Below are 22828 nucleotides of genomic sequence, written 5' to 3'. Positions count from 1 at the left end.
AAAGATATACGCTATAAAGATTTATACTAATACTCTTTCGACAATACGTTTTATGTTAACTAGAAGGAAATATATAAATATATACTTTAACACCGGTACATATAGGGGGATTAAGTATGGGACTATCTTTTTATAATGCCCAAATATGTGTTGAAGGTATAATCTGCGGATCGTTTATAGAAATAAGAATTACTTTTATAGCTTTGTTCGTTATATATGCAGCTTACGAAGCAATTTATAAAAAATAAGTAATGCATTCAAAAAAGCGCCCTTTTTATTTAAGAAAGGCGCTTCTACAGATTCTTTATCCTTCAATCACAAAACCAATTTTTCCTAATTGTTCCCCTTTTTCTAATCGCACAAATGCTTCTTCATATTGATCAAGTGTATACATTCTATCAATGACTGGTTTGATGTTATGAGTTGTAATAAACTCGATCATTTCCTTGTATTCTTTCCCACTCCCCATTGTAGAACCTAGTAAATTATATTGTCCATAAAAGAAAGTTCGCAAATCAAATTGAACAACATCCCCGGCAGATGCACCAAAAGTAACAATAGTGCCTCCTTTTTTTAGCTGTGCAAGAGATTTGTTGAAGGTAGCTGCTCCTACGCATTCGATGACAAGGTCCACTTTCTCCCCCTCAAGCGCTTTCTCCCAGTCTCCATTACTATCAATTGCCTTATCTGCTCCAAGTTCAAGGGCCTTCTGCCTCTTTTCTTCAGACCGCGACGATACATATACGGTCGCTCCTGTAGCCTTTGCAAGTTGCAATAGAAGGGTTGCAACTCCACTTCCAATACCTGGGATGAACACCTTCATTCCTGATTTCAATTGACCTCTCGTAAAGAGTGCTCGGTATGCAGTAAGCGCTGCTAATGAGATGACACCTGCTTCTTCCCAACTTAAGTGGACTGGCTTTGGAACCACATTCTCTGCCGGTATAACCACATATTCAGCAAAAGTTCCATTGGATGGATGACCTAATACTTGAAAACTATCTGGAGGTGCCGGCGTATTCTCCTTCCAGCCAAGACCTGGATTTATTATAACTTCATCCCCTACTTGAATGTTTACAACTTCTTTCCCTACTTCGTCAACAATCCCTGCACCATCTGATCCAAGTACTAAAGTTCCCTCTGTTGGTTGATGACGATTAGTTACAAAAAGGTCACGGTGATTTGTGCCAACAGTTTTAAGTTTAATCCTTACCTCACCTGCACCAGGATTTGGTGAGTCAATATCACGTATTGAAAGTCCTTCTAACCCAAGTTTTTCTGCATGAATTAATGCTTTCATCTAAACTCACTCCTATTAACTGTTTCTTATGTGAATCCTTTTTTAGAATTTTATGATTTCTTTGACACCCTAGTATAAGACCAATTACCAAAATTTCAAAGAATGCTTACCTTCTTGTGACTAACCCCTTTCTTTGATGGGTTTCTTCTATGTATAATATCTCATTCTAATTCTGCAATACTTATCATTATCCAACAGAAAAATCCCCTTATTGTATTTGGAAATTGCACTAAAACTTTGCATTATTAATTCAGGAATTTGGTTTCGCCTATAAATTGATGCGTTGCTTTACACCATTTTAAAGATTGATTTTTTATACTTTTTGAATTAGCCGAGATACTGTTTGAGCCTTTCTAATCCTATTTTCAACTCATCTAATGAGCGTGTAGAAGAAAGCGCAATACGCACATACTTGTTGGGTGTAGTCGGTCCACTGAGAAAACGATCAGAATGAAAAACTCGAATCCCATGTTTCTTCAAATCTGCTTCCAACTGCACTGGATTACTATGCTCTCCAATAGAAAGCCAACGATAAAAACTAAGAGGATGTCCGTTTAGCTCTTTTTGAGGAAAATATTCTGAATAAATATCGTTTGCTGACTGTGCAAGCTGTTGCTTATGGGAAACAATTTCATGAGCCTTTCCTGATAAGATAAGCTCTGTGATAACCTCCACATCTAAAGAGGAGGTTTTTACATTAATATTAAAAATAGCTTGTAAAATTTTCTTGCGGAACGCATCTCCATAGACCATATAGGCGACTCGTAACCCTGAGCATATTGACTTAGAAGTACCGCAAATATAAACGCTTTGTTCTGGAAGTAAATTGAACATAGGCTGCTGATAATCAGAAATAATACCTGCCGTCAGAAATGCATGAATATCGTCCTCAATCAAGATTAAACGATGCTTACGAATGACCGTCGCTAATTCTTGCTTTCGAAAATCTGACATCATAACTGTGGTAGGATTACAGCAAGATGGCATAAGAAAGATGCCATGAATATTTAGTTGAGTACACTGCTTTTCAAGTTCTTCTGGCAGCATCCCAAACTGATCTCCAGGAATGGGCACTAACTGAATATGAAGCATTTTTGCCAACTCAATAAAATTCGAATAAGTGTATAAGTCAGTGGCAATTCGATTACCTGGCTTAAACAGTGCGGTCAATGTAATTGTTAATGCATTTTGCGCGCCAGAAACAATCGATATATGATCTTGGTCAGCTTGAATACCAAAAGATTTCATCCAGTTTAGTCCTGCAGTCTTTTGATGTGAAATACCGGTCGGATCATTATAATTGAGTAACTGCTCCAAGTAATTTTTGCTCACAACCTTTTGAATCTCCTCTGCTACAATCCAATTAGTCTGCTCAAATGAAGCTACCAAACCAAAGTCGATACAGTTTGTGATTTTATCTCTAGAAATGGTAATAGAACGAGCAGCATTAGGAGAAACAAACGTTCCTTTTCCAGTAACGGCATATATTAATCCTTTTACCTCGCATGCTTTATAAGCGCGAGTAATAGTAGTGAAATTTAAATCGAGAAAATCTGCTAATTCCCTTTGTGGAGGCAGCTTTGTTCCCGGTGCTAAAAAGCCATTTATAATATCTTGTTCCAGTAATGCCGCAATAGATTCGTAAAAAGGACGCTTTAGAGCTTTTTTGTCGGGTTTCCACGACATCGGATAATTATCGAATGAGTTTACTGGCATAGTTCACCTCTATTATCTATATATATTCCAAACAATCCTATCCTTTAATGTACGGGGTGCTCCTCAAAATATTTTATCTTGGAAAAAACATTCCTCTCACACCTTGTGACTGGTATAAGAAGCAGTACCAGCCATAAAAGCTTGCCATTTCATCATAATATAGAATCGGGGCAGTTATATAAAGAGAATTGTAATACATACAATTCTCTTATTTTTTGTATGGTTTGCATGTGTTAAATTGAAATAAATCTAGTTAAGGTGTGAGTTACATGAAAGAAAAAAATGAGAAATGGAATGCATGCCGTGCTGCTTTTCCTTATACATTTCCTATTTTGACAGGGTTTATATTTTTAGGAATTGCTTATGGAATCTACATGCATTCATTGGGCTTTAGCGCTATTTATCCAATCATAATGAGCTTCACAATATTTGCAGGATCCATGGAGTTTATTGCAGCCAATTTATTACTGGCTCCATTTAATCCAGTTAATGCCCTTTTTTTAACGTTAATGGTAAATGCCCGCCATTTATTTTACGGTATCTCCATGTTAGATACATATAAAGGAACTGGAAAGAAAAAGCTTTATTTAATTTACGGACTGTGTGATGAGTCTTTTTCAATCAATTGTGCGGTTGATATCCCAAAAAACGTGGACAGAGGCTGGTTTATGTTTTTTGTGACATTCCTTAATCATTGTTATTGGTTTGTAGGAGCAGCAATTGGTGGGCTTTGTGGTTCTCTTGTCAAGTTCAACACAGAAGGAATAGAGTTTGTCATGACGGCTCTCTTTATTGTCATCTTCATTGAACAGTGGAGAAAAGAGAAAAAGCACCATAGCGCTCTCGCTGGCCTTGGACTTTCAGCCATAAGCCTTATTATTTTTGGTGGAAACCATTTTATTATTCCAGCTATGCTTATGATTCTAACAATACTAACCTTTTTGAAAAAACCATTAGAGAAAGTAGAGGTCACAGCATGACGATGAGTTTAATGCAGCAGGTTATTACGGTCGCTATGGTTGTCTTAGGCACAATGCTTACAAGGTTTCTGCCGTTCATTGTTTTTCCGGCGAATAAACCCACACCAAAGTATGTTCAGTATCTCGGGAAAGTGCTACCCTCAGCAGTAATAGGGCTACTAATCATTTATTGCTTTAAAGATGTGAGTTTACTATCAGGTAGTCACGGTATCCCAGAGCTTATTGGAGTGGCGATGGTTGTACTGCTTCATTCTTGGAAGAGAGAGATGCTCCTCTCTATAGCAGGAGGAACGATTATCTATATGATTTTGGTGCAAATGGTTTTTTGATAAATTTATTTCTACAAAGTTTGATGAAGAATTCTCTTCTTTTATACAGCTAAAATAAAATGAATTATATTTCATCAGAGTACCGATAAGCCGTATCATGTTAACTAATTTTGTAGAAGATATACAGTTAAAATAAAGATCTTATGATTGTATTGCTTCAGTCAAATTTAACTTTTTGATCAATTCTTCAGTTGTTAAAACTTTGGCAAACTCATTATCTAAAGTTGCTAATGACACAGTATGTATTTGTTCAGCTGGATAATATGCATTATCTGCTCCTTTTATTGCAAATGCAGCTGTGGCATCTGATACGAGATACGTTTCAAATCCTAAATTATCACTCATTCGAGTAAAAGTTCATACATAATGTGGAGTTGTTAATCCTACTATTGCGACTTTTTCTATTTTGTTTTCTTTCAAATGATTCTCAATCTCCTTATTTTTTCTGAATATTTTAACATTTTTATAGATATACGCCTTTAAAATGGTATAATATAGAGAACGTCAGTTCGGGAGGCTTAATATGCAAACAAAAAAAGTTTATATTTATGTATTTAATACAATGTCAGATTGGGAGTATGGATATTTAATTGCTGAACTAAATTCAGGAAGATATTTCAGGCAAGGTTTAGCCCCTTTAAAAGTAATGACGGTAGGAGTTAATAAAGAAATTATTAAAACAATGGGGGGGCTGAGTATACAGCCGGATATTTCTCTTGATGAGTGTACTCTTCTGGATAAAGATCTTTTAATTCTACCGGGAGGAAATACATGGAGTGAGGAGATTCATCAACCTATATTGAAAAAAGTTGGGGAAGTTTTAGAGCTTGGTACTATTGTAGCTGCAATTTGTGGTGCTACTGATGCCCTTGCAAATAGTGGATACTTAGATTCTAGAAAGCATACGCTTAATAACTTAGAATATACAAAAATGGTCTGTCCTAATTATAAAGGGGAGAAGTTGTATGAGATTGGACCTGTAGTATCCGATAATAACATGATTACTGCTTCAGGAGTAGCACCTCTAGAATTCGCGAGGAACGTATTAAAAAAATTGGATGTATTTGCATCAAATACATTAGATTCATGGTATAGCTTAAATAAAACTCAGAAGTCCGAATACTTTTTTCAGTTAATGAGCTCATTATAGATTCCTAATTATATACAAGGTCGATTACAATAATTTTCTTTTTTATTTTTGTAGATACCTATAATCCGTTCTATGGTAACTAGAAAGAAACAAAAAGAAGCAAGCACGCTGTGCTTGCTTCTTTTTGTTTGACCGAAATTCATCGCAAATAACAGCATACCTAGCATAAGAATGACTGGAATTAGAACAAGAGAGATCAAACTAAAATATTTCGTTAGTCCTCTCTCCTGTTTTTCCAAAGCTATTACTCCACATGAAAAGCCAGCCAGATAATTTGTGACTCCTAAATATAATCCTCGTAGAATTCATCACGTCCTCTAAGAAAAAGGCCTTGTTTTCCTGTCAGATAATAAATTAAATAACCGAGAATATTGAAAAATACAAACATGAAAAGCCAGCCAATACGTAATCTTTTTTGATGATAGGCATTAATAATTGCCCAAACGGTAAACAGAGTCCAGTAAATAGCCATTCCCATAAATAAGACCACGACCTCTAATCGACTAAAGCTTCTTTTATCTACTGAAACAAACCATTGTTCATTCCCATCTCCAGATGTGTAAAAGTCTGCTCCTAACCATTTTGGAGCCCAAACCGTTCTTTGATATTGAAAATCCGGCTGTACTGACTTCCAGTTATATTCAACATAATTTTCGCCAGCACGACTTATTATATTTTTTGATTTATAAATAGTAACCTCAGAAACATAGTTTGTGTCTTCTACTAAAGCTTCTATTTTTCTTTTCATGTCTCTGGTTATGACATCTTTATCTTTCAATTCATACGATATCAATGAACGTGTGTCAGCTATTCCTTCAGCCGTTGATTCTTCCACTTTCCAAAGAAAATAGAAGCTGGATATCGTGACGATTAAACACAATATTGCTATGTACAGGACGCGCTTTGCAAATATCTTCTGTATTTCAAACAATTGTCCAATCACATTTCGTATTTCTTTTTCTTCCCCAAATCGTTTGATTGCCACTGTAATGGCCTGTTGTTCTGTTTTGCCTTCTGCTTTTAATTCATGGACTGCTTCCAACAGATGATTGGTCATTTCTGCTTTTAGCTCATTAATTTCTTGTTGATCTCCTTCTACATTCAGATACATAGAATCCACAAATTTTTCTATTCTCTTCACTTAGTGCCTCCCCATAAAAAAGAATCCATCATTTTCTTCACAAATTGCCATTCTAAACGCTTGGCTTCAAAGTTTTGCTTACCTAATGATGTGACTTTATAATATTTTCTTCTTCCACCAGGGCCTTGTTCATCTCCCCAGTAAGAAGAAATCCAATTGTTTTTTTCTAATCTCTTTAAAGACAAATAAAGGGTCCCTTCTTTTAATTCGAATTGTTCTTCACTCTTCTCACGAACAATCTTAGCCAATTCATAACCATACATATCCCGTTGATGCAGTAGCGATAAGATTAGTGTATCAATATGCCCTTTCAAAATTTCTCTACTAATTTCCAATTTATCCACCTCTTATGAAATTATAAAAAATAATACCTTTTATTACAAGGTATTATTTTTTATATTGTTTGAAATATAAAATCAACTCATTCTTTCCTAGAACATGTACTAAGAAAGAAATTACTCAAAAAGCTATTACTTTTCTTTTTTATAGAAAAATGTGAAATAATTGTATACTTTTTCACTGCTCATACGTTATAAGACAGGAAGGAGGAAAAACACTTGAAAAATCGGTTATCAAACGATCAACTAAAAATTGTTATGAATCAACTTTACTTATATTTAATTAAACAAGGTGTAAACCAAGAAACAGCTAAAGATATTGTTCAAGAAGCTGTTTGCAAACTACTTCTTCATCTTGAATCGATTGATACCGATAAATATAAATCATGGCTTTTTAAAGTAGCTATAAACTTATATTACGATTACTGTCGAAAGAACAAAAAATCTCAGTACGTGGTAGTAGAAGATTACCTTATTACCAATGAACGATTAATGGAAGAGATGATGATTGTACAAGAAAATCAGCTTCTAGTAAGAAGCACACTTAAAAAGGTATCTCCCACCTTTAAGCAACTACTTCTTTTAAAGTACGAGCTAGAGTGGTCTTATAAACAAATTGCGGAATATGTAGATATGAAACCTGAAACTGTGAAAACATATTTAGCTCGTGCTAGAAAAACATTTAAAGAGATGTATAGGAGAGAATGTAATGAAGAAAACGAATGATGAGTTAGATTCTATTTTTGATGAAAAGTCTTTACATAGAACGTTGAAAAAAGCAAAGTATAGAGCAATTTTACGAACAGTTTTTATCTCCGCACTCGTAGTTAGCTTTATTATTGGTATATTTGTAAAAGGGAATAATTATTTTATTAACACACAAGGAGACAAACTTGCTGATCGGTTAATCACAAAAAATCAGGTGATGATGTCTCCAAACACATACACTAACACTGATACCATTTTAGTTGGAGTTTTAAAAGGGACTATTAAGAGGGAAGTATTTAAAGTTATTGAAGACAAAGTGATACCTTGGGGTACAGAAGAAATAACGTATGATTTACTTGGAAACATGAATGCATCATTCTCTATGAGTAGTACAATTGTCAATGACACAACAGTTTATCATATTCCTAATGGGCAACGTGAGATGTTATTTTACGTACCAAAATACAAATATAAGTTGTATGCGAATGACTTTGACATGATTAAAGAATATCCAAATGACAAATATATGGAGATGGCCATATCTTTCAATAAAAATTACACACTGGAAGAAGTACAAAAGATGCTGCCTACATCTGCTCACCAAACGTGGTATTGGGTAGATAACTATGGAAAGTCTACTGGTTACAGAAACAATCCAGAAAGTGGACAATGGTTATTAGGTATTTCTAAACCATCACCACAATTAGGAGCAAAACTAGCGACCACTAAAATTAAAACAGAAGCAGACTTTTTGAATGAGCTCCAAAAAACAGATCCAGGAGAAGCTAAAAATCTAAAAAACAAACAGAAAAATGGACTAATTATAGGCGTAGTTGTTACAGGAACAAAAGAAGAACTGCTTTCCCTAAGAAATGAACCGTATGTTAAAGCAGCTAGTTTAGGAGCAGTAGTTGATAAATATTAAGTTTTAGGAACTTGTAACGAGAAAACAATAGTTAAACATATACTTTAACACTGATATGTATAGGAGTGTTAAGTATATGCGTATCTTTTTATAATGGTCAAATATGCGTTGAAGGGATAATTTGCGAATCGTTTTTTATAGAAATAGGAATTACTTTTATAGCCCTATTCGTCACATATGTAGCTTACGAAGTAATCTATAAAAAAGACCGTCCATAATTTCTAAAATTATGGACGGTCTTTCATTTGCTTATTCGTTAATCTTGACTAAACGTAAATCGCTCTTGATAGTTTCTATCGCTATCTTTTTCTTTCCATGTGATCACTACTTCTAGCTTTTTAGCTTTTTCAGAAAGTGGAAAATTCGCAAAGTAAAAAGGTTCTTTATCGTCTCTATTTAATGTTTCTCTTTCTGAATTAACAATTCCATATTTACTAGTAGAGTCTTCTTCGTCTCTAAAAAGTTCAATTCTTACATTAGATGCATCATTTTTAATACTTTTAATTGCCATGCTATACGTTTGATAAACACCTTTTTTAGCTTTTATAGCATGTGGATCGTTATTTTTTGCTTTGTCTATTTCAACAGTCCATTGGTCAGATTTTTGAGTGTTAGGAAGTTGATTAAAAGTTAAAGCACTGGCTTGTATATTGTTATTGAAAACAAAAAGTACAACAGCTAATGAAAATAAAAATAAGTAATTTTTCATTTATGTACGCCTCTCATTATTTTTAGTTGGACTTATTGTTCTCTTTATAATCGCAAATATTCAGAGTCACTTTTGAGACCCTTTTCTTACTTAGTCAGCACACTTGTCCCAATTAAAAGGTTCTAGCTCAAGCTTAGCTGCTTTTCTTTCATCAACTGTCATAACAACCCAAATATTCCCCATTTTATTTAATTCTTTTAATACGTTATTTCCGTCAACTCTTTTATAAAGAAAATATCCTCTTGTGCCTTTTAAACCATTCTCCAAAAACAATCTCATTGATCCAATGCTACCTCCGACAAATAAGTGTTGCAATGAGATCTGGTCAGAATGGTCATTGATGTTATCTCCTTCTATTTCCCTGAAGTAAATAATGCTTTAATTTCATCATAATAAATATGTATTCAATAGGAGATAGTAACTAAAAAATGCGAGGAAATATCATGAAAAAACTTATTTTAATTATAGTCTTGTCGTTTGTAGCACTTGCTTATCCATATCAAGCTAATGCCAGTAAAATGCCTTGTAGTTCGATATTAGAGCCTGTAGACAAACATTTAAAAAACGCCAAAGGAACGGCTCTAATTTACAAAGTACAATTGAATCCACCCAGTTTTGCTCGAACAAACATTAGTATTATGGCTGTTCACCTTCCTCACCCTTCTACTTATGGTAGGTATGATCAATATGAAGGGTTTACAACCATCCCAGGTTATATTAGCTGGCGTTTTAAACTATATTCTACACCTGAAGAAGATGGCGTTACGTGGGCTGGAAAGTTCGATTGGATTACGGAAGAGATGAAAAATGTCAAGATACAGGTGCGCCCTTCAAATTCTAAAACAGAAAAATTAGGATCACCAGTCTTACAGAGTACCCTTTCGTCTTGTAATTGAGCTAAATAGCTTAAAACGAATCGTTTAGTTTAATACATGCTCATTCAATATATCTAAATCAATATTATGTAGATGATTAAGATGAAGAACGTCTTCGTAGACCCCGAGTAAGTGAAGTTGATAAAGCAGCACCAGAATTATGCAATGGAATTTATTAACCTCGTCGAAGAATCAGCCAAATAAAAAAGAATAAACCTACTGGGCCACTGTAGGTTTTTCTGTTTTATGCTATTAATACTTCACATTAAAATTTCGATGATTCCATATACGTTGGATAGCTTGCTCAGTTTATAAAATTCACCCTAATTTGCGTTTGAATTCTTTACTAGCAAAGAAGTAAGCGATGACCATGATACCTAGGCACCAGGCAAGAGCACTCCAGATATCATTGCCAACAGATCCTTCATACAAGAGTGCACGAATCGTATTCACGATTGAAGTCACGGGCTGGTTCTCGGCGAATGCACGAACAGCTTTAGGCATCGTTTCAGTGGGAACAAAGGCGGAACTAATAAAAGGTAGGAAAATCAGTGGGTACGAGTAGCCTGTGGCTCCTTCCATAGATTTCGCTGTCAGTCCTGGAATAATGGCCAACCATGTCAGGGCTAGCGTAAACAGCCCGAGTAGCCCGGCTACCGCGAACCAATCTAGGATATCAGCACTGGAGCGGAAACCCATCAAGAGCGCGACGAAGATAACTATCACGATAGTAAGCGCATTGGAAACAAAAGATGTCAACACGTGAGCCCATAATACCGAAGAACGTTTAATGGGCATGGTGATGAAACGGGCCATCAGTCCACTTTTTACATCATTAAATAGCCGCACGGAAGTGTAAGCGACGCCGGATGCGATAGCCATCAGCAGGATTCCCGGTAATAAATAATTGACGTAATTGGCTGTTCCTGTATTTATAGCGCCACCAAATACGTAGACAAACAGTAGCATCATCATAATTGGCGTAATCGCCACCGTAATAATCGTATCCGGGCTGCGCATAATAGTGCGCATCAACCGTCCTAGTAATACACCTGTATTGTTTTTCATTTACATTTCCTCCTTTTTACCGATGATCGCGAGGAAGATTTCCTCCAATGTTGGCTGTTTCTCAATGTATTCCACTTTTGCTGGGGGGAACATCTCTTTGAGTTCGGTAAGGGTACCGGTTTTGATGATTTTCCCGCCATGTAGGATGGCTATACGATCTGCCAGCTGTTCAGCTTCCTCCAGGTACTGAGTCGTGAGCAAGATGGTCGTACCACCGCCAGCAAGCTCTTTGATAGTGTTCCAGACTTCAATCCGGGCTTCGGGATCAAGTCCGGTCGTCGGTTCGTCGAGAAAAATAACGGCTGGCGCCCCAATCAGGCTCATAGCTATATCAAGTCGGCGCTTCATTCCACCGGAATATTGATCCGCTCGGCGATTGGCTGCATCGGTCAAGCTGAATCTTGCAAGGAGATTGTCAGCTACTTCATTAGGATTAGATACCCCTCGCAATTTGGCGATCATTATCAGGTTTTCCTTCCCAGTAAGCATGCCGTCTAACGCTGCGAACTGCCCCGTTAGGCTGATGTTCTGGCGGACGTCAGCCGGTTGACGTTGGACGTCAAATCCGCAAATACTTACTTCGCCGCTATCAGCCTTCATCAGCGTTGAAAGAATATTAACTGTCGTCGTCTTGCCTGCTCCATTTGAGCCCAGCAGTGCAAAAATTTCACCGCGCTGCACCTCAACGTTCACCCCTTTTAAAACTTCTTTGTCTTTAAAGGACTTTTTTAACTCTTTTACAAAAATCGCTGTATTTCTCATACGTTTTTCCTCCTTTTAAAAAGCTCCACAAGCTGGCTTGCTAGAACTGTCATGATTTAACTAAGCTGAGCATCTCGTAGAGCTAAGTTTTTGACATATCACTATTTAGTCTGACTGATATTCTGTATCACTTAGTACTGAGTTTAAAAAATGACTGAATAGCGAAAGCAACTAGCTATTCAGTCGATGTTATTGATTAAATTTATTTTTTCCTAATCGTTCCTTAATACTCTGATTCAAATCTTCACGATACTTAACCATATAAGTTTTAGCATTTGCCACTAATTCGTCAGCAAAGGAAGCCACATCGTCTCCAGTAATTTCGAGCACCTGTCTACCTTCTGCAGCACCTGCTTCGAATAAATCAATTAATTCATACTGCATGTGTAGCATATCCATTCCGTTGCCCGATGAGAAATTCCACATGTAGTTTTGAATTTTTTTAAATACAAACTCATAGTCCTCTGGCAAGGCTTCAACCCGTGCCATCATCATTTTATACTCTTTTTTATCACCAATCATTTTTTTGAATATTTCCAACATGTCATTTTTCCTCCTTTTTATAAAGCTTCATAAGATGCTTTAAAACTATCCTATGAAGCTAGTTTGACTTCAAGACGTTGATTTTTGATGATACAAAATCCCACCTTTTCCAAAACTGCTCAAGCTCCTTGTAGCCTGCTTCATTAAGCGAATAAAATTTGCGGGGTGGACCCATATCTGATGGTTTTTTTTCTATATTCACAAGTTTTTTCTTTTCTAATCGTACGAGAATAGTGTAGACCGTCCCTTCCACGACCTCGATAAATCCAAGCTCGTTCAGACGGCGCGTAATCTCATAGCCATAGGTTTCATGGCGGCTGATAATTTCTAACACACAGCCTTCCAGCGAACCCTTCAGCATTTCAGTTAAATTTTCGATCTTCAGAACCTCCTCTATATTGTTTGACTTATATTCTGTATTACTTAGTACCAAGCCAATTTTCACTTAATAACTTTTAAAATTAAGCTATTAAGTAATACTTAGTATATGTAGATTGTAATACTTAGTACCAGGCATTTCAACTATTTTTTAAAATATTTTCAAAATTATTTATGCTGTTTATTATAGAAAAACCATTTTTTATCAAAATGAGTTATTTCTGTTAGTATATTGCCTTCCTTCTCCTTAATCCTCAATCTCAATTCCAGCTTGTTTAAATGGTTCTAATACTTCTGGATCGCACATGGAAATATAGTCCACTGCTTTTAGATTCTTTAAGTTCTGAAACCCTTCAACAGAAGATAGTACGTCAAATAAACTGTCTTCACCGTCCCAATCTGGCTTTAGAATATGATAAATTTCATTACCTCCTTCAAAGCAAAGGGATTCAATCTTTTCTAAATCACTCATTTCCAACGTTAACGCTTCTAAATAATCTTTGATTTCAACAATGGGGCCAGCTCCAGAATGCCATTCAAAATTATTCGTATACTTATCTTTTAAGTCGGTTAATTCTTTTAGAAATAATGGCTCTTGATCTAATAAAGCTTCAATAACCACTAATTTAAAATTAAAATCTGTAAACATTCCACTTTTCCCCATTTTGCTACCTCCGATTTTATCTCTGTATTAGGCTTGTAATCGCCCCTGCACTATTCGTATTATAACAATCATCTATAAACAAAACCTGGGTTTTCACGTATATTTTTCGTTTTTATTATTTTCTCGTTGATGGCACAACTGAACCAAATATTCAACCACAACTTAGTTGACTTTACTTTTATTACGTGTTAATTTGTATATGCAAATGAAGAAAAGGAATGATTACATGAATAATGAAGAAGAACAAATATTAATACACTGTCTTTACTTTACAGCTAGCAGATTTGCTCGTAACATTACAAAATTAGCTGAAAAAACATTTGATTTTGGTGACGTCGCTCCTTCCTATCTTTACATGATTATGATTGTAAAGTTTCATCCGGATATCACACAGAAAGAACTGTGCCACAAGTTATCGATTGCCCCTTCTACAAGTACGAGGTTTATTGATAAACTTGAAAAATTAAAGCTTGTCGTCAAAAAAATGGATGGAAAGCAGACGAGGATCTCGTTAACGGATGAAGGAGAAAAAGTGTATCATCAGTTTCGCGTTTCTTTAAAAGAATTGTTTACTAATTACTCAGAAATATTAGGAGATGAATTTAGTAAAGACTTAAGTAAAATGCTGCATGAAGCGAGCAATAAGTTAGAGAAAGAATCGTAATTTTTTTACCCCTTCATTTGCATATACAAATATAATGGGAGGATTCAATGTGTCTGAAAAACTATTACTAATTGTTGGTTCTGGTCCAGGGATTAGCTTAAATACAGCAAGAAAATTTGGAAAAGAAGGATTTAAAGTGGCTATGATTTCCCGTAGTATGGACTCCTTACAGAGATATGAAGATGAACTTAAAAACGACGGAATTATAGCAAAAGGATTTCCAGGTGATGTCTCTTCTGAAGAATCCTTAAGAAAAGCCATTGATAAAGTAATTAAAACTTATGGAAAAGTTGATGTTCTTTTATACAATGCTGCTTCAGGAAGACCTGGCAAACCAACAACATTGAGCGCTGATCAATTAGTAGACGATTTTAAAATCAGTGTAGCTGGAGCTCTTACTGCTGTTAAAGAAACAGTTCCCCATATGCAAAACGGGGCCATTTTGTTAACAGGCGGCGGATTAGCTCTTCATCCATATGCTGACTATTCTTCATTAGCGATTGGAAAAGCAGGCATTCGTAATTTAGCATATAGCTTGAATCAAGAACTTGCTTCAAAAGGAATTTACGTTGGAACGTTGACTATTAAGGGTTTTGTTGAAGAAGGAACGTACGTCTCACCTGCAAATATTGCTGAGACCTTCTATCACATGTTTGAAAACCGAAAAGACGTAGAGGTCACTTTTGAAGAAAAGTAAAAATTTTTAACATATCATTTGTATATACAAATATAAAAGGAGTTTAGTTATGAAAAAAACATTAGTTATTATTGCACATCCCAATTTAACCACTTCAACCGTTAACAAAACATGGAAAGATCGCTTAAGTCAAGAGAGCGACATTACTGTTCATGATTTATATGCCACATATCCAAACGGTACTATTGATGTTGCTTACGAACAACAATTGCTGCTTGAACACGAACGGATTATGTTTCAATTCCCGCTCTACTGGTACAGCAGTCCTTCTTTATTAAAGGAGTGGCAGGATGTTGTTCTTAGTTATGGTTGGGCATACGGATCTGAAGGCACAAAATTGCATGGAAAAGAGTTTATGTTAGCCATTTCAACTGGCGGACCTGAAGCAGCCTATCAAGCCGGTGGATCCAACCTTTTCAGCATGAGTGAACTAACCAAACCGTTTCAAGCAACAGCAAACTTGACCGGTATGCGATTTTTGCCTTCTTTCATAAAACAAGGAGTACGTATCTTAACGAACGAACAAGTCCATGAAAGTGCTGAGGAGCTGGTACGTCACTTAAAACTTACTTTTTAAGTGATGAGAATTAAAAATTGTAAAGTAGAGGAAAAAATTAAAAAGACTAACATTAAAAACCTTAAAGCCGACACTTACTATTGTTATCACGGTGGGAAACTCAGTTTAACATGAAGAGTTAAACATGATCTCTTGAATGAGACAGCTTTCTTATTTATTCGTTGATCATGCACAACATTTTGTATAAGCTGTTAGAGAAAATAAGCGTTACCCATAAAAGAGCAACCCTTCAAAGGTTTGCTCTTTTTTTGCTTGCATAAAATTCAATAAACTCTTTTTTTGATAATGGCTTTAATTCTTCCTGTTCAGCTCTCATTCTTTCTTCAAGTTCATCTACCGTTGTATCTGCAATATTTTCACCTTTATGCCAATACATATAACGGTTTCTCATCTCGATAAACCTACACTTAGCTGCAAAATCCTCCAGAGAAAAAATACCGTAACCTGTATTTTCTCTTTTAGTGTGTTCAAATACGTAGATCGTTTCTTCCCCGTCGTTCGATAATTCATCGTTCTCTATTACAAAATATTTTATCGTATCACCTTACTCTTAGATTTATAGGATAGTGTATAGAAACTGTTGTTCTCTTGCTATATACAGTTAGTTAGTATGATAAAATCATAGAAACTAGAAAAGATTGTAATGGGAGTTAATTATGAAAAATAAAGATTTTTTATTATCAATTGTTTTCAATGTATTTTTAGCTTATCTATGGATCTTTTTCATTTATTTAATTTTTGATTTTGTTCAGTTAAAGGAGAATGCTTTGTTGCTTGGACTAGCACTCGCATCCATAGGCACTCTACTCTTCGCAGAGGTAATAAGAAGAGTTAATCCCTTTGTGACATATAAAATTACTCACCCTGTAAAAATTGCGGGATTTATATCTTTTGGGTTGATTGCTAGTACGAATCTATATTGGATAAGTTTTTGCTAGTTATACTAACAGCCTTTAGATTGATCAATCTAAAGGCTATTTTGATTGTTGAAACAGGTATTATATTCGCTCCAACTTATTTTTTTACTTCGTCCAAAGTAGCTTTAATAATATTAATAATGACCTGAGGTTGATCAACATGAAGAAGGTGCCCTGCGCCCTCCACAACAATATGTTTACTTTTCTTTGACAAGCGTGTAAGGTCTCTTTGAAATAGATTCCAAGCTGCAAAGGATTCAGCTGTATGATAAGACTGTAGGCCAGCGCTCACAACTATAAGGGGGACGTCTCCCAAAGATTGAACTTCACTTATTTGCTCAAAGCTTTTTTCAATATCACCTATAGAACCTTCGACTGAAAACTGGCTAAAATAAATAGACCTCATTTCTTCAGTAAATAATGGCGGCATAATTTTATTTTGGTCTTCATGACAGGAATCTAAAAGGATTATTCCCGCTACTTCTTCAGGATATGTACTAGCGTATAATCTTACATTTGCCCCTCCAATTGAGTGACCTACAAGTACGTATGGTGGCTTAATATTGGCATTTTGTAAAAGAATATGTAAATTTCTAACGGACTGGTTACTGTCTTTTAATCTAGCGTCTTGTTCACTTTCTCCCAAGCCTGATCTATCATAGATAAAGAACTGAGCAAATGTTGATATTTCCTCTTTAATTGGATTCCAGTAATCACAAGTGCATCCATATCCAGACTCAAATATAATTGTTACGTCTTCATTTTGTTTTTCAAAAAACTCGTAATAAAGTTTAATACCGCCAATATCTTGCATTTTTCCTGTTTTAATTACTTCTTTCATATAAAAAGCCTCCAGATATATTCACATTTTGATAATTCATTCACTTTATAAATCTTATTATTTAAAAAAGAGTATTGCCAAAGATATCCTACTAAAAAATAAGTTTGATTCATAAACCAAAAGAATTAGTTAGCATTACAAGAGTTTCTTTTGATAGCAATAGCACTCATGCACTCTATTGTATTCACGAATAACCCTTTCCTTTTCAGGTCCTGTATAATGGGCAAATACCTGAACTGGCTGTAAATGGTGGACTGAGCTACTAATTGTTTTTTTTATTTCCGTAGGTCTTTCAAGGAATACATGCAAATAGGATGTCCTTACTTTGAAATTGTTTTTTAAATACCATTTATTTACCCAGTTATCATCTCGAGTCCACGCTTCAAGATAAGTGATTCCTAGCTTTCTAACTCGATTTTCTGCTTCATAAAGTAGTTGATTGGCAATACCTTTACGACGAAAATCTGGGTGAACGGCAAGGTGCCAGATCATACCTCCAAGCCTGCTCTCTAAACCGGAACAAACCGTGCCTTTTTGAGATTCACATTCAACATCAATAAGTCCCACAATTTGTTTATTTTCTACAGCCACTAGCTCAACAGCTGAATTTTTGTATTTCTCTTTCACTCTAAGAACGTTATCAAAATAAGCAGTGTTCAAGAACGATAATACTCTACAGTGAACCCATTCAGTTTCATCTGTTTCTTTATAATCTCTTATATACAAGGAAAGCCTCCTAAACTTATTGATCTCTTAAGGAGACTTTTTCTCTTATCACTAATAAAATCCCTTTTTAATAACAAAAGTTTTATTTAGTCGGATAAGAAGGCAGCACTATTACGGATACTCGCTTGTCTGGATAATTTTAAAGTAAAAAATTTAATTCTCATTTTTTAATCAATACATTCGTAGGTCATTTTAAGATTTAAATCAACCGAAAAGGTAATAGATTTTTTACACAGAATAAAAGTTCGTAAACGCATGTCTTTTCAGTTCATATGCATTGTAACCTTAACTATTCAACATCAAAGCGAGCTATTAAAATAGTTAATGCTAAAAAAGCTAAGTTTCTTAATCCTATGAACAAGAAACTTAGCTTTATCTTTTATTTAGATACTTTGATAACTGTACCATTTACATTGATTGCTTTGATTTTTGATAAATCTAACGGAGAAGAAGGTAGAAATTTAGCTTTAACGCTTTTATTATCACTAAAGTTTTGTAATGAGTCGAGTGATTGAATGCTTCCATTTTTCATTTTCACACTCACTTTTATGTTATCAGTATCTTTAAATTGGCCTTTTCCATATAGCGTTACACCTAGAGATGAAAGGGTCATTTTAGTTGCTTTCCAACTGCCCAAGTCTTCATTAAAGTTCAGGCTTTTTTCATTTTCTACAGAATGGAGTTTAAATGTAGTGCTCCAATCACCTTTTGTAAAATTACCGTTAGATACAAGGTGTCCCATCAGCTTTAACTTACTAAGATCTTCATTATTTACATCAAAAATATATTCTACATATTTATTTCCGTAAACGGTTTTCCCTGATTTATCTACTCCGTAATGGACGTTTGAAGAAGCATTTATCTGCTTTCCAAAGGAATCAACTAAGTAAAAATCTCCGTGGCTATCTATATCGTCGTCGGACCATTTTGTTTGAACGTGAAGTTGACCATCCACAAATCCAATGTTGGATACATGCATAAATTTTATTTTTGGCAGAGAAAGAATGTTTTCATTAGGTTTTAAGATTTCTATCTTTTCACCTTTTTCAAGTTTATCAAACATCTCTCCACCACCTCCAGACGTACTATCTGAGTTAAGAGAAACTGTCGCTACTTCTTTATTTTTTAAATCTGCTAAGTGAGTGTCTACATGAATACCATCATGGTTATGCTTGTGGCTAAGGAAAGAGCTTATTCGCAAATTGATTTTTTTATGATTAAAGTTTGTGCCTCCGTTTGCTTGAACTCGTAACGTCGCTGTGTTTGTATCTTTATCGTAGTCAACAATTTGGCTATTAAACATATGCCCTTCAGTTAGTGTGTAATCATAAAGGTCCAACGTTTTGTCTATGCGGTTACCGGTTAAATCTTGCATCGTAACATAAATAACAGCCATTTCATCATCATTCATGGCACCTATAACCTTCATTTTTATTCCTTTATCTTCACTAGTGGTTTCAATAGGCTGAAGAAGCAAGGCAATGTCGGGACTAACAAGAGATAGTAAGTGGTTAAAACTTGGAAAGGCCGTGGCACTTACACCTGTAGAGCCTATAAGGAATAAGGCTGCGGCAGCCGGAAATACAATTGCTTTTTTAAATGTTCTTCTTGGTTGCTCTGATTTAGCCTTTTCTACACCGAGTTTGGCTCTCCTATGTAATTCTTTTGGAATTTCAATTTGTTCAAGTTCTTGTTTTAGTTTATTCTTCATAAATACCAACGCCTTTCACTTGTTTACGAAGTTTAGCTAAAGCACGATATAAAATAGATTTTGCCGTGCCCAAAGGAATGGTTAACGTCTCAGCTATTTCCCTAAAAGAATAGCCTTCATAAAACCGTAAAATAATAACACTTTTTTCATCTTCATTTAATTCTTCTACTAGTTGGTGAAGGGACAATGTAAGGGGAATATCTTCAATGTCTGAACCGATGATTTCCTCATGTTCTGGATGTAATTGAACGACCTTGCTATTTTTTCTTAGATGATCGATTGCGCACCTAATGGTAATCTTGATTAACCATGTCTTAAAGTATTCAGGCTTTTTTAATGTATTTACCTTTTTAAAAGAACGGTAGGCTACTTCTTGTACTACATCGAGCGCATCATCCTTATTTTTGACATATACATAAGCCATTCGATAAATATCTTGTTCATATGTCTGAAAAAGCTTCAAAAAAGCTTTATCATTACCTTTTTGAGCTTTCTTAACGATCCTAATAATTGAAATCCTTCCTCTCTTCTTTTTCCTTTTATACTTATTAGACAAAATTACTTGGCATTTGGCTTAAAGTTTTAATAAAAAAAATGAACTAGCGGTATAAAAAGACTCTAATTACCTTTTAGTCAAGGTGTTTTTGACTAAGAGCATGGTAAAGATTATAGAAAATATAAAAAGCTATCCCGCCATTGGCAACCGAGATAGCTTTCTAGTAGAAATGCATTTAATTTTCTTTGTTTATTGTTTTCATTCTTCCGTTTATTAAAGATAGTATAAGCTGTAGAATTTTTGTTGTAATGGTATACATTAATGATTTACTACTTACCTAAATCCCATTTAATAAGGTGGCCTGCGTGGGTAAGGCCTCCTCCAAATCCGTAGAGTAAGAGAACATCTCCATTTTTTAATTTCCCGTCGTTTATCCCTATTTGTAGTGCTAGAGGAATGGAAACGGAAGAAGTGTTTCCCATGTACTCAACACTAGTTAATGTCTTCTCAACTGGAAACTCTGATCTTTCACATATAGACTCAATCATTCGTAAATTGGCACTGTGTGGAACGAACCAATTTACTTCTTTCTTTTGTAGATTTGCTTGTTCTAGCAATTCAGATATACCTAAAGGAATTGTTCGAGATGCCCACTTATATACTTCCCTTCCGTTTTGCACCATCTTCCCACTCGAACTCAAAGGTTGTCCATGCATAGTAGTAGATAAATTGGTTCGGTATACATGTTTACCTCCTTTTCCATTTGTACCGATATGCGTAGCAATAAAACTCGGGCGTTCTACGTCACTTTCGACCAAAACAGCTGCAGCTCCATCCCCAAATAGGACACATGTAGTGCGATCTGTATAATCTGTAACCTTTGATAACGTTTCTGCAGTTACGATTAGGACTTTATGATGAAGTCCTGATGTAATAAAAGCGTTTGCCATGTGTAATCCGTATGTAAAACCAGCACAGGTAGCGTTAAAGTCTAAAGCCCCGGTTGTAAGAATATCAAAGTAATCTTGTATTTGGGCTGCTACGCTTGGAAATGCATAGTCCGGTGTTGTAGTTGAGACAACGATACATCCTACATCCTTTAACTCTTTCTGATATTGCTCCACTAAGTTTTCAATTGCTTTAATAGCTAGGTCAGAAGAATATTCGTTTTCATCAGCAATTCTTCTTTCCCTCATGCCAGTTCGTTTCAAGATCCATTCATCGTTTGTATCTACAATTCTTTCTAAATCGTCATTGGTAAGTCTTTTTTCTGGTACATATGTACCTATTGCTGTAATACGTGCAGTTGATTTCATTGTATTCACCCTTCTCTTATTTATTACCAAGATATATAAATTGATATTAGTACTAGGTACTAATAAAGTCAATGATTTTATATGAAAAAATTGTAAATTAAATTCATTCAAGCTTAATGATAAAAATATAAACCTCTCCCGAATTATACCTGGAAGAGGTTTATATTTAGTAAGCTTATTAGAGGGTTAAGGTAATGACCATATGCATAAAACCCAAATTTTTTTATTCATTCATTTTATTATTTCTCTTGCATCAAACCTTTATAAATAAGGGATCTATAAAAAGCTGTATAAACGATAAACTCAAAAGGCGAACAAGCCCTTGAGTACCAAGGGTTTGTTTTTTGCATGAGTTCCGGAAAGAGTGATTATGTTAAGTATGAGTATAAAGATAAGTCATACCAATCAAAAGTTATCCAATTCAAGTCTGTTTAACCAGTTATGAACTAATTCGTTAAATACATCAGTTTGTTCAATTTGTAGGTTGTGACCAGCCATATCAAGCACTGCAAAAGTTGCCCTTGGGTAATCTTCGATTAGTTGCCACGCATCATGATATCCCACTACATTATCCTGACGCCCTGTTATAATGAGTGTGGGATGCTCAAGTTTAAATGAAATATCAAAGGTAAAGCCATATCCATTTTGACGAATGCTGCTTACAAATTCATGATTTGTTTGTTTAGAAGGAAGTAAAATTTCATTTTGAAACCTCTCCCATTCAGTTTGACCTTGGACTACCCCCATGGAACAAAATTCATCAGCCTCCTCTGGAGACAAACGTGATATCAAGTCGTTGTCTTTCTTTAGAACAGTCTGTTGGGGCACCACTCTTTCATCATATTCAGGTATAATCAATGGTGCCATTAGTAGTAATCCACGAACTTTGTCCTGACGTGAACGAACTATACCTCTGGCAATGTATCCTCCATATGAATTGCCACAAACAATAAACTGTTGGTCAGGTATAATTTCGTCCAAAAGACATAATATCGCTTCTAAAATATTATCAGAGTTCTGAATAGACAATTGAGGCTCAGAATTGCCCATCCCTGGTAAGTCTATGTATATTCTCTTCCAATGGCTTCGTTTCTCGAATAACGGTTCCATTGCATTTAACATCACTTGATGGTCAAGTGTCCACCCATGCAACATAACGATGGGATATCCATCTCCAATTACTTTATAGTAAATCGACAAATTTTTTTCCCCTTTCTGTGTATGACAAATGTATCTGCATGAACATTTGATTTTTCCATACATATATTGTAATCTTAACAAAATTTCTTTTGAAAAT

General features: G+C 35.2%; 28 protein-coding genes and 1 pseudogene. 10 read left to right on the top strand and 19 right to left on the bottom strand.

From position 1 onward, the window contains the following. Positions 1-304: 304 nt before the first annotated feature. Both MMB68_RS23755 and MMB68_RS23750 read right to left on the bottom strand, forming a co-directional pair. On the bottom strand, positions 305-1300 hold the full coding sequence (locus MMB68_RS23755) for a zinc-binding dehydrogenase (protein ID WP_277549424.1): 996 nt from the start codon (positions 1298-1300) through the stop codon (positions 305-307). A 327-nt stretch (positions 1301-1627) separates the two neighbouring features. After that, entirely contained in the window at positions 1628-3016 is a 1389-nt protein-coding gene (locus MMB68_RS23750; RefSeq protein WP_277549423.1) for an aminotransferase-like domain-containing protein, read from the bottom strand. Positions 3017-3285: 269 nt separating this feature from the next. On the opposite strand from MMB68_RS23750, the gene azlC reads away from it, so the two are divergent. Continuing rightward, positions 3286-3996 (top strand): azaleucine resistance protein AzlC, encoded by a 711-nt coding sequence (gene azlC / locus MMB68_RS23745; RefSeq protein ID WP_277549422.1) that lies wholly within the window; start codon positions 3286-3288, stop codon positions 3994-3996. Further along, positions 3993-4325 carry a branched-chain amino acid transporter permease gene (locus MMB68_RS23740; RefSeq protein ID WP_221786177.1) on the top strand — a complete coding sequence of 111 codons (333 nt, stop codon included), beginning with the start codon at positions 3993-3995 and terminating at the stop codon, positions 4323-4325. Before azlC ends, MMB68_RS23740 begins: the two co-directional genes overlap by 4 nt. Before the next feature lie 141 nt (positions 4326-4466). Here MMB68_RS23740 and MMB68_RS23735 read toward each other — a convergent pair. Continuing rightward, a pseudogene (locus MMB68_RS23735) lies at positions 4467-4757 on the bottom strand (isochorismatase family protein); the annotation flags it as partial. 91 nt (positions 4758-4848) lie between these two features. On the opposite strand from MMB68_RS23735, the gene MMB68_RS23730 reads away from it, so the two are divergent. Beyond that, on the top strand, positions 4849-5475 hold the full coding sequence (locus MMB68_RS23730) for a type 1 glutamine amidotransferase family protein (protein WP_277549421.1): 627 nt from the start codon (positions 4849-4851) through the stop codon (positions 5473-5475). Positions 5476-5758: 283 nt separating this feature from the next. Here MMB68_RS23730 and MMB68_RS23725 read toward each other — a convergent pair whose 3' ends face one another. Both MMB68_RS23725 and MMB68_RS23720 read right to left on the bottom strand, forming a co-directional pair. Continuing rightward, a complete protein-coding gene (locus MMB68_RS23725; RefSeq protein ID WP_277549420.1) occupies positions 5759-6616 on the bottom strand; it encodes a permease prefix domain 1-containing protein in 858 nt (285 codons plus the stop codon). Then, entirely contained in the window at positions 6613-6951 is a 339-nt protein-coding gene (locus MMB68_RS23720; RefSeq protein ID WP_098288018.1) for a PadR family transcriptional regulator, read from the bottom strand. Before MMB68_RS23720 ends, MMB68_RS23725 begins: the two co-directional genes overlap by 4 nt. Positions 6952-7173: 222 nt before the next feature. Here MMB68_RS23720 and MMB68_RS23715 point away from each other — a divergent pair, with 222 nt between their 5' ends. Next, on the top strand, positions 7174-7680 hold the full coding sequence (locus MMB68_RS23715; protein WP_277549418.1) for an RNA polymerase sigma factor: 507 nt from the start codon (positions 7174-7176) through the stop codon (positions 7678-7680). Further along, the gene (locus tag MMB68_RS23710) at positions 7664-8587 is read left to right on the top strand and encodes an anti sigma factor C-terminal domain-containing protein (protein WP_277549416.1); all 924 of its coding nucleotides are present in this window, start codon (positions 7664-7666) and stop codon (positions 8585-8587) included. The genes MMB68_RS23715 and MMB68_RS23710 overlap by 17 nt, the downstream gene beginning before the upstream one ends. Before the next feature lie 256 nt (positions 8588-8843). On the opposite strand, the gene MMB68_RS23705 is transcribed toward MMB68_RS23710, so the two are convergent. Together MMB68_RS23705 and MMB68_RS23700 are read right to left on the bottom strand one after the other, a co-directional pair. Continuing rightward, on the bottom strand, positions 8844-9296 hold the full coding sequence (locus tag MMB68_RS23705; protein ID WP_277549414.1) for a hypothetical protein: 453 nt from the start codon (positions 9294-9296) through the stop codon (positions 8844-8846). 90 nt (positions 9297-9386) lie between these two features. Beyond that, positions 9387-9575 carry a hypothetical protein gene (locus MMB68_RS23700; RefSeq protein ID WP_277549412.1) on the bottom strand — a complete coding sequence of 63 codons (189 nt, stop codon included), beginning with the start codon at positions 9573-9575 and terminating at the stop codon, positions 9387-9389. A gap of 164 nt (positions 9576-9739) precedes the next feature. Between MMB68_RS23700 and MMB68_RS23695 the strand changes: the two genes are divergently transcribed. Next, entirely contained in the window at positions 9740-10192 is a 453-nt protein-coding gene (locus MMB68_RS23695; RefSeq protein ID WP_277549431.1) for a YoqH family protein, read from the top strand. A gap of 297 nt (positions 10193-10489) precedes the next feature. Here the strand turns inward: MMB68_RS23695 and MMB68_RS23690 are convergent, their stop codons facing one another. The 5 genes from MMB68_RS23690 to MMB68_RS23670 form a co-directional block, all read right to left on the bottom strand. Continuing rightward, a complete protein-coding gene (locus MMB68_RS23690) occupies positions 10490-11239 on the bottom strand; it encodes an ABC transporter permease (RefSeq protein ID WP_221781131.1) in 750 nt (249 codons plus the stop codon). Next, positions 11240-12001: an ABC transporter ATP-binding protein gene (locus tag MMB68_RS23685; protein WP_114896283.1), complete on the bottom strand. Its 762-nt coding sequence runs from the start codon at positions 11999-12001 to the stop codon at positions 11240-11242. Between the two features lie 189 nt (positions 12002-12190). Then, positions 12191-12544 carry a DUF1048 domain-containing protein gene (locus MMB68_RS23680; protein ID WP_048019363.1) on the bottom strand — a complete coding sequence of 118 codons (354 nt, stop codon included), beginning with the start codon at positions 12542-12544 and terminating at the stop codon, positions 12191-12193. Between the two features lie 58 nt (positions 12545-12602). After that, positions 12603-12923 (bottom strand): PadR family transcriptional regulator, encoded by a 321-nt coding sequence (locus MMB68_RS23675; protein WP_277549430.1) that lies wholly within the window; start codon positions 12921-12923, stop codon positions 12603-12605. A gap of 246 nt (positions 12924-13169) precedes the next feature. After that, positions 13170-13586, bottom strand: a complete 417-nt coding sequence (locus MMB68_RS23670; protein ID WP_277549411.1) for a DUF6892 domain-containing protein — start codon at positions 13584-13586, stop codon at positions 13170-13172. Positions 13587-13812: 226 nt separating this feature from the next. Between MMB68_RS23670 and MMB68_RS23665 the strand changes: the two genes are divergently transcribed. Genes MMB68_RS23665 through MMB68_RS23655 form a run of 3 tightly spaced genes read left to right on the top strand, consistent with a single transcriptional unit; the run spans position 13813 to position 15524 of the window. Beyond that, positions 13813-14250 carry a MarR family winged helix-turn-helix transcriptional regulator gene (locus MMB68_RS23665; RefSeq protein WP_014458900.1) on the top strand — a complete coding sequence of 146 codons (438 nt, stop codon included), beginning with the start codon at positions 13813-13815 and terminating at the stop codon, positions 14248-14250. 49 nt (positions 14251-14299) lie between these two features. Further along, positions 14300-14947, top strand: coding sequence for an SDR family NAD(P)-dependent oxidoreductase (locus MMB68_RS23660; protein ID WP_277549410.1), 648 nt, complete (start codon positions 14300-14302; stop codon positions 14945-14947). A gap of 49 nt (positions 14948-14996) precedes the next feature. Beyond that, positions 14997-15524 (top strand): NAD(P)H-dependent oxidoreductase, encoded by a 528-nt coding sequence (locus MMB68_RS23655; protein ID WP_277549409.1) that lies wholly within the window; start codon positions 14997-14999, stop codon positions 15522-15524. A gap of 229 nt (positions 15525-15753) precedes the next feature. On the opposite strand, the gene MMB68_RS23650 is transcribed toward MMB68_RS23655, so the two are convergent. Then, entirely contained in the window at positions 15754-15915 is a 162-nt protein-coding gene (locus MMB68_RS23650) for a hypothetical protein (protein WP_269871484.1), read from the bottom strand. A gap of 265 nt (positions 15916-16180) precedes the next feature. Here MMB68_RS23650 and MMB68_RS23645 point away from each other — a divergent pair, with 265 nt between their 5' ends. After that, complete coding sequence (locus MMB68_RS23645) at positions 16181-16462, top strand: hypothetical protein (RefSeq protein ID WP_277447395.1); 282 nt, start codon at positions 16181-16183, stop codon at positions 16460-16462. 76 nt (positions 16463-16538) lie between these two features. On the opposite strand, the gene MMB68_RS23640 is transcribed toward MMB68_RS23645, so the two are convergent. The 6 genes from MMB68_RS23640 to MMB68_RS23615 all read right to left on the bottom strand — a co-directional run bounded on the left by MMB68_RS23640 (position 16539) and on the right by MMB68_RS23615 (position 22731). Next, complete coding sequence (locus MMB68_RS23640; RefSeq protein WP_277447394.1) at positions 16539-17282, bottom strand: alpha/beta fold hydrolase; 744 nt, start codon at positions 17280-17282, stop codon at positions 16539-16541. Between the two features lie 135 nt (positions 17283-17417). Beyond that, positions 17418-18008 carry a GNAT family N-acetyltransferase gene (locus MMB68_RS23635; RefSeq protein ID WP_277447393.1) on the bottom strand — a complete coding sequence of 197 codons (591 nt, stop codon included), beginning with the start codon at positions 18006-18008 and terminating at the stop codon, positions 17418-17420. A gap of 379 nt (positions 18009-18387) precedes the next feature. After that, positions 18388-19719 (bottom strand): DUF4179 domain-containing protein, encoded by a 1332-nt coding sequence (locus tag MMB68_RS23630; RefSeq protein ID WP_277447392.1) that lies wholly within the window; start codon positions 19717-19719, stop codon positions 18388-18390. Further along, positions 19709-20182, bottom strand: coding sequence for an RNA polymerase sigma factor (locus MMB68_RS23625; protein WP_416234887.1), 474 nt, complete (start codon positions 20180-20182; stop codon positions 19709-19711). The genes MMB68_RS23630 and MMB68_RS23625 overlap by 11 nt, the downstream gene beginning before the upstream one ends. Positions 20183-20544: 362 nt before the next feature. Further along, positions 20545-21531, bottom strand: coding sequence for a ketoacyl-ACP synthase III (locus tag MMB68_RS23620; protein ID WP_277447391.1), 987 nt, complete (start codon positions 21529-21531; stop codon positions 20545-20547). A gap of 405 nt (positions 21532-21936) precedes the next feature. After that, positions 21937-22731, bottom strand: a complete 795-nt coding sequence (locus tag MMB68_RS23615; protein ID WP_264408325.1) for an alpha/beta fold hydrolase — start codon at positions 22729-22731, stop codon at positions 21937-21939. Between the last annotated feature and the right edge of the window lie 97 nt (positions 22732-22828).

Source organism: Priestia sp. Y58, from assembly GCF_029522095.1.
In the GTDB taxonomy this organism is placed as follows: domain Bacteria; phylum Bacillota; class Bacilli; order Bacillales; family Bacillaceae_H; genus Priestia; species Priestia megaterium_E.
This window is presented reverse-complemented; position numbering and strand designations above follow the sequence as displayed.

Excerpts from the sequence above, each read along its gene's own strand:
- MMB68_RS23755 (WP_277549424.1), bottom strand. The coding sequence starts at position 1,300 with ATGAAAGCATTAATTCATGCAGAAAAACTTGGGTTAGAAGGACTTTCA.
- MMB68_RS23750 (WP_277549423.1), bottom strand. The coding sequence starts at position 3,016 with ATGCCAGTAAACTCATTCGATAATTATCCGATGTCGTGGAAACCCGAC.
- azlC (WP_277549422.1), top strand. The coding sequence starts at position 3,286 with ATGAAAGAAAAAAATGAGAAATGGAATGCATGCCGTGCTGCTTTTCCT.
- MMB68_RS23740 (WP_221786177.1), top strand. The coding sequence starts at position 3,993 with ATGACGATGAGTTTAATGCAGCAGGTTATTACGGTCGCTATGGTTGTC.
- MMB68_RS23730 (WP_277549421.1), top strand. The coding sequence starts at position 4,849 with ATGCAAACAAAAAAAGTTTATATTTATGTATTTAATACAATGTCAGAT.
- MMB68_RS23710 (WP_277549416.1), top strand. The coding sequence starts at position 7,664 with ATGAAGAAAACGAATGATGAGTTAGATTCTATTTTTGATGAAAAGTCT.
- MMB68_RS23705 (WP_277549414.1), bottom strand. The coding sequence starts at position 9,296 with ATGAAAAATTACTTATTTTTATTTTCATTAGCTGTTGTACTTTTTGTT.
- MMB68_RS23700 (WP_277549412.1), bottom strand. The coding sequence starts at position 9,575 with ATGAGATTGTTTTTGGAGAATGGTTTAAAAGGCACAAGAGGATATTTT.
- MMB68_RS23695 (WP_277549431.1), top strand. The coding sequence starts at position 9,740 with ATGAAAAAACTTATTTTAATTATAGTCTTGTCGTTTGTAGCACTTGCT.
- MMB68_RS23690 (WP_221781131.1), bottom strand. The coding sequence starts at position 11,239 with ATGAAAAACAATACAGGTGTATTACTAGGACGGTTGATGCGCACTATT.
- MMB68_RS23685 (WP_114896283.1), bottom strand. The coding sequence starts at position 12,001 with ATGAGAAATACAGCGATTTTTGTAAAAGAGTTAAAAAAGTCCTTTAAA.
- MMB68_RS23680 (WP_048019363.1), bottom strand. The coding sequence starts at position 12,544 with ATGTTGGAAATATTCAAAAAAATGATTGGTGATAAAAAAGAGTATAAA.
- MMB68_RS23670 (WP_277549411.1), bottom strand. The coding sequence starts at position 13,586 with ATGGGGAAAAGTGGAATGTTTACAGATTTTAATTTTAAATTAGTGGTT.
- MMB68_RS23665 (WP_014458900.1), top strand. The coding sequence starts at position 13,813 with ATGAATAATGAAGAAGAACAAATATTAATACACTGTCTTTACTTTACA.
- MMB68_RS23655 (WP_277549409.1), top strand. The coding sequence starts at position 14,997 with ATGAAAAAAACATTAGTTATTATTGCACATCCCAATTTAACCACTTCA.
- MMB68_RS23650 (WP_269871484.1), bottom strand. The coding sequence starts at position 15,915 with ATGAGAAACCGTTATATGTATTGGCATAAAGGTGAAAATATTGCAGAT.
- MMB68_RS23645 (WP_277447395.1), top strand. The coding sequence starts at position 16,181 with ATGAAAAATAAAGATTTTTTATTATCAATTGTTTTCAATGTATTTTTA.
- MMB68_RS23640 (WP_277447394.1), bottom strand. The coding sequence starts at position 17,282 with ATGAAAGAAGTAATTAAAACAGGAAAAATGCAAGATATTGGCGGTATT.
- MMB68_RS23630 (WP_277447392.1), bottom strand. The coding sequence starts at position 19,719 with ATGAAGAATAAACTAAAACAAGAACTTGAACAAATTGAAATTCCAAAA.
- MMB68_RS23620 (WP_277447391.1), bottom strand. The coding sequence starts at position 21,531 with ATGAAATCAACTGCACGTATTACAGCAATAGGTACATATGTACCAGAA.